Annotated in this window: 4 protein-coding genes; all 4 read left to right on the top strand. The window is 64.4% G+C overall.

Features of this window, described 5'->3' with window-relative positions; translation table 11 throughout:
• Nucleotides 1-208: 208 nt before the first annotated feature.
• The 4 genes from AC4FAH_RS13850 (at nucleotide 209) to mobA (ending at nucleotide 3636) form a co-directional block, all read left to right on the top strand.
• Nucleotides 209-1132 carry an ABC transporter substrate-binding protein gene (locus AC4FAH_RS13850; protein WP_286987439.1) on the top strand — a complete coding sequence of 308 codons (924 nt, stop codon included), beginning with the start codon at nucleotides 209-211 and terminating at the stop codon, nucleotides 1130-1132.
• Between the two features lie 26 nt (nucleotides 1133-1158).
• Nucleotides 1159-1833 (top strand): ABC transporter permease, encoded by a 675-nt coding sequence (locus AC4FAH_RS13845; protein ID WP_199852303.1) that lies wholly within the window; start codon nucleotides 1159-1161, stop codon nucleotides 1831-1833.
• A gap of 195 nt (nucleotides 1834-2028) precedes the next feature.
• Nucleotides 2029-2766, top strand: a complete 738-nt coding sequence (locus tag AC4FAH_RS13840; protein ID WP_490246235.1) for an ABC transporter ATP-binding protein — start codon at nucleotides 2029-2031, stop codon at nucleotides 2764-2766.
• Between the two features lie 153 nt (nucleotides 2767-2919).
• Nucleotides 2920-3636, top strand: a complete 717-nt coding sequence (mobA, locus tag AC4FAH_RS13835) for a molybdenum cofactor guanylyltransferase (protein ID WP_490246234.1) — start codon at nucleotides 2920-2922, stop codon at nucleotides 3634-3636.
• Nucleotides 3637-3688: the final 52 nt, after the last annotated feature.

Here is a 3688-nt window from a genome sequence, read left to right as displayed (position 1 = left end):
TCTGCCTGCTGGAGAAGATTCCGGTATCATCGCCGGCTGTCTTGCGTGCCAGTCCATGTATCAGCGCTGTCTGGCAAAGCCTTGAAAGCCTTTATCGGATCGTCCGTTTCGTCACCACAGCGCTTTCGGCATGTCGTTTGCAGGGTCAGCATTCACGCTGATGTCATCAAGACCGTCACGCCAGAAAAAATATTCAGGGAGCACCCCCATGCCGCAACGCCATACCTTGTCTTCTCGTCGCCTGCTGGCCACCCTCGCAGGCCTGTCATTCGGTGCGCTGAGCATTCTGCCGGCCCAGGCAGCCGACGACATCATCCGTCTGGCCACCACGACCAGCACCTACAACTCAGGCCTGCTCGATCACCTGCTGCCGGAGTATGAAGAGGCCCACGATGTCACCATTCAGGTCATCGCGGTCGGTACCGGCAAGGCGTTGCGCATGGGCCAGGATGGCGATGTGGATCTGGTGATGACCCACGCCCCGGGCGCCGAGCGCAAGTTCGTCGATGCCGGCTACGGTGTCGAACCGCATGGCGTGATGTACAACGACTTCGTGCTGCTCGGCCCCGAGGCGGACCCGGCGGCCATCGACGGCATGCAGGATGTGGACGCGGCACTGGGCAAGATCGCCGGCGCCAATGCCGGCTTCATCTCGCGTGGCGATGATTCCGGCACCCACAAGAAGGAATTGGCCCTGTGGCAGAGTGCCGATGTCACCCCTGACTTCTCCGGCTACAAGGCCGTCGGCCAGGGCATGGGCAAGGTGCTGAGCATGGCCAGTGAGCTGCAGGACTACACACTGAGTGATCGTGGTACCTGGCTTGCGATGGAAGACAAGCTCGAGCTTGAGATTCTGGTCGAGGGTGATGCGCGCCTCTTCAACCCCTATCAGGTGATTCTGGTCAACCCGGCCAATCATGATGGGCTCAATACCCGTGGTGCGCGTGAGCTGGCCCAATGGCTGATCTCCAGCGAAGGGCAGCAGGCAATCGATGATTACCGTCTCAAGGGCAAGGCGCTGTTCCATGCCAGCCACGGCGAGACCGGCTTCGATGCTCGCCAGACAGCGGACCGCGCCTCTGAGCGCACGCCGATGAAGGCGCAGGGCGCACAGGCTGAGCCGCGCTCGTGAGCTTGTGGCAAACAACGCAGGAGGCCATGAGCCTCCTGCTGAGCATGGATGGCGCGCTGTGGGAGATCATCGGCGTGTCGTTTCGTGTCTCGTTGATGGCGATGTTGATCGCGGTGCCACCGGCACTGTTGATCGCCTTCGTGCTGGTTCGCTGTGCCTTCCCGGGGCGCTGGCTGCTGATCTCGCTGATCAATACCCTGATGGCCGTCCCCACCGTAGTGGTGGGGCTGCTGCTGTTCATCCTGCTGTCGCGCGCTGGCCCGCTGGGCGACTGGCATCTGCTGTTCACCCAGCCGGCGATGGTGATCGGGCAGATTCTGCTCGCCCTGCCGATTCTGGTGGTGATGCTGCATGCCGCGCTGGCGGGCGTCGACAAGCGTGCCTGGGAGACGGCCTTGCAGCTAGGGGCGTCGCGCCGGGCGGCGCTGTGGCGGCTGGTGATGGAGGCCCGGTTCGGCGTGATGGCGGCGTTGGTGGCCGCGTTTGGTAGAATCATCGCTGAAGTGGGTTGCGCCATGATGGTGGGTGGTAACATTGCCGGTTTCACGCGCAATATCACCACGGCCATCGCGCTGGAAACCCTCAAGGGCGAGTATGCCCAGGGGGTTGCCCTGGGCATGGTATTGCTGGTGTTGGCACTGGCGCTCAATCTGATGCTGGGGCTGTTGCGCGGTCGCGGTCAACTGGTGGTACAGGCGTGACCCGCGGCCTCGCCGCCAGTCACGTTCTGCTCCCGCAGTCTGCAAGCCGCCTGCCAGCCAGTTGAGACAAGCACACGCCAGCACTGATCGCGTCAGGCTGAATCGTCGTATGGAGTCATGATGTTCCCCCCTAGTTCTTCGTCCTCGTCTGTTCCCCCGGGCGACCCCTCCTGCCCGGTGGCGGGGAATGGCTTCGTGCAAGCCTCGCCGTCTGCTGCCCAGGCACTCGCTGCCGACGCAAGTGTTGCCCCTCTGTTGCGTGTGCGCGGCCTCGAATATCGCTTGCCGCCTGCGGCGCAGGCATCCGGTGAGGGCGTTGAGGCGCAAGGGCGCCTGTTATGGCATGTGGCGGCGCTGGATTGGGCGCCGACCCCGGCGTCCGGCTGGGTGCACCTCAAGGGTGACAACGGCAGCGGCAAGACCACGCTGCTGCGCGTGCTGGCTGGCATGCAGCCAGCGACAGGCGGCAAGCTTGAATGGCAGACCCGTGACGCTCATCCGGTGCGCTACCTGCACCAGCAGCCGTATCTGTTCGACACCAGCGTGGCCGGCAATCTGGTGCTGGCGGCTCGCTGGCAACCCGACAGCGGCTCTGCCGGCCAGCAGCGCGATCAGGTCGAGGAGATGCTGCGCTGGAGCGGGCTGAGCGATCAGGCCCGTCAGCCCGCCCGCTCATTGTCGGGTGGCGAGCGGGCGCGACTGGCATTGGCGCGCGCCTGGTTGTCGCGTCCGCCGGTGCTGTTGCTGGATGAGCCTGCCGCCAATCTGGACCAGGCCGCCGTCGAGCAGTTGGCGCTGCGACTGGAGCAGATGTGCCAGCAGGGGTGTGCGGTGATCCTGTCCTCGCATCAGGACAATGCCTTGAGTCAGGGCTCGAGTGCGCGCTGGACGCTGAGCGCTGCCAGCCTGCACACTGAGCCCACAGCGGGCTGAGTCGTCTTCATGGGCTGAGCCTTCAGTGCAAGCACCTCAAGCTTCAGGGCTGAGAAAGCCTTGTGCATCAGCCGCTTGCACTGGATCCTCTGCCAGCAGCCCTGCTGCAAGACATTAGCTGCGCCTTTGCGCACTCGACCGGGATACGCCTTCATGCCGAGCTCCAATCACACCTCTGACGCCACGCCACTGCCGAGCGATGCCGAGCAGCTCAAGGCCTCGCTCACGCCCGCCAATATCACCGGGGTGGTGCTGGCCGGTGGCCAGGCGCGGCGCATGGGTGGCGTCGACAAGGGACTGGTCATGCTCAATGAGGTGCCGCTGGTGGCGCATGTACTGGCGCGCCTGACCCCTCAGGTGGGTGAGCTGCTGATCAATGCCAACCGCTCGCACGCCGAATATGCCGCCTATGGGCATCCGCTGGTCGAAGACAGCGAGCAGGGTTACCACGGCCCCCTGATGGGCATGGCCAGTGCGCTGGCGGCAGCGCGGACGCCCTGGGTGATGATGGTGGCCTGCGATGTGCCGCACCTGCCCAATGAACTGGTCGAGACGCTGAGCGTGGCGCTGATCGATCATGCCAACGGCGATCAGCTGGAAGGCTTCACTGTCGAAGGCGGTCACGCGGTTGATGCCGGGCCTGCGCTGCTGGCCGTGGCGGCAGACGAGTTCCGTTGCCATCCGGTGATCTGTCTCATGCATCGTGGCCTGCTGCCCTCGCTGCAGGCGGCGCTGGCCGCTGGCGAGCGCAAGATCGACCGCTGGTTCGATCAGCATGTCTGGCTCAAGGTGCAGGCGGGCAGCGAGCAGGACTTCGCCAACCTCAATACCCTTGAAGAATGCCGTGAGATGGAAGCCGGCTCGCGCTGAGCGTGCTTCTTTCCTGACGTCCTTTGCGTGTCATCCGTTCCCGCTTGCACGC

The organism is Cobetia sp. (assembly GCF_983723665.1).
This window is presented reverse-complemented; position numbering and strand designations above follow the sequence as displayed.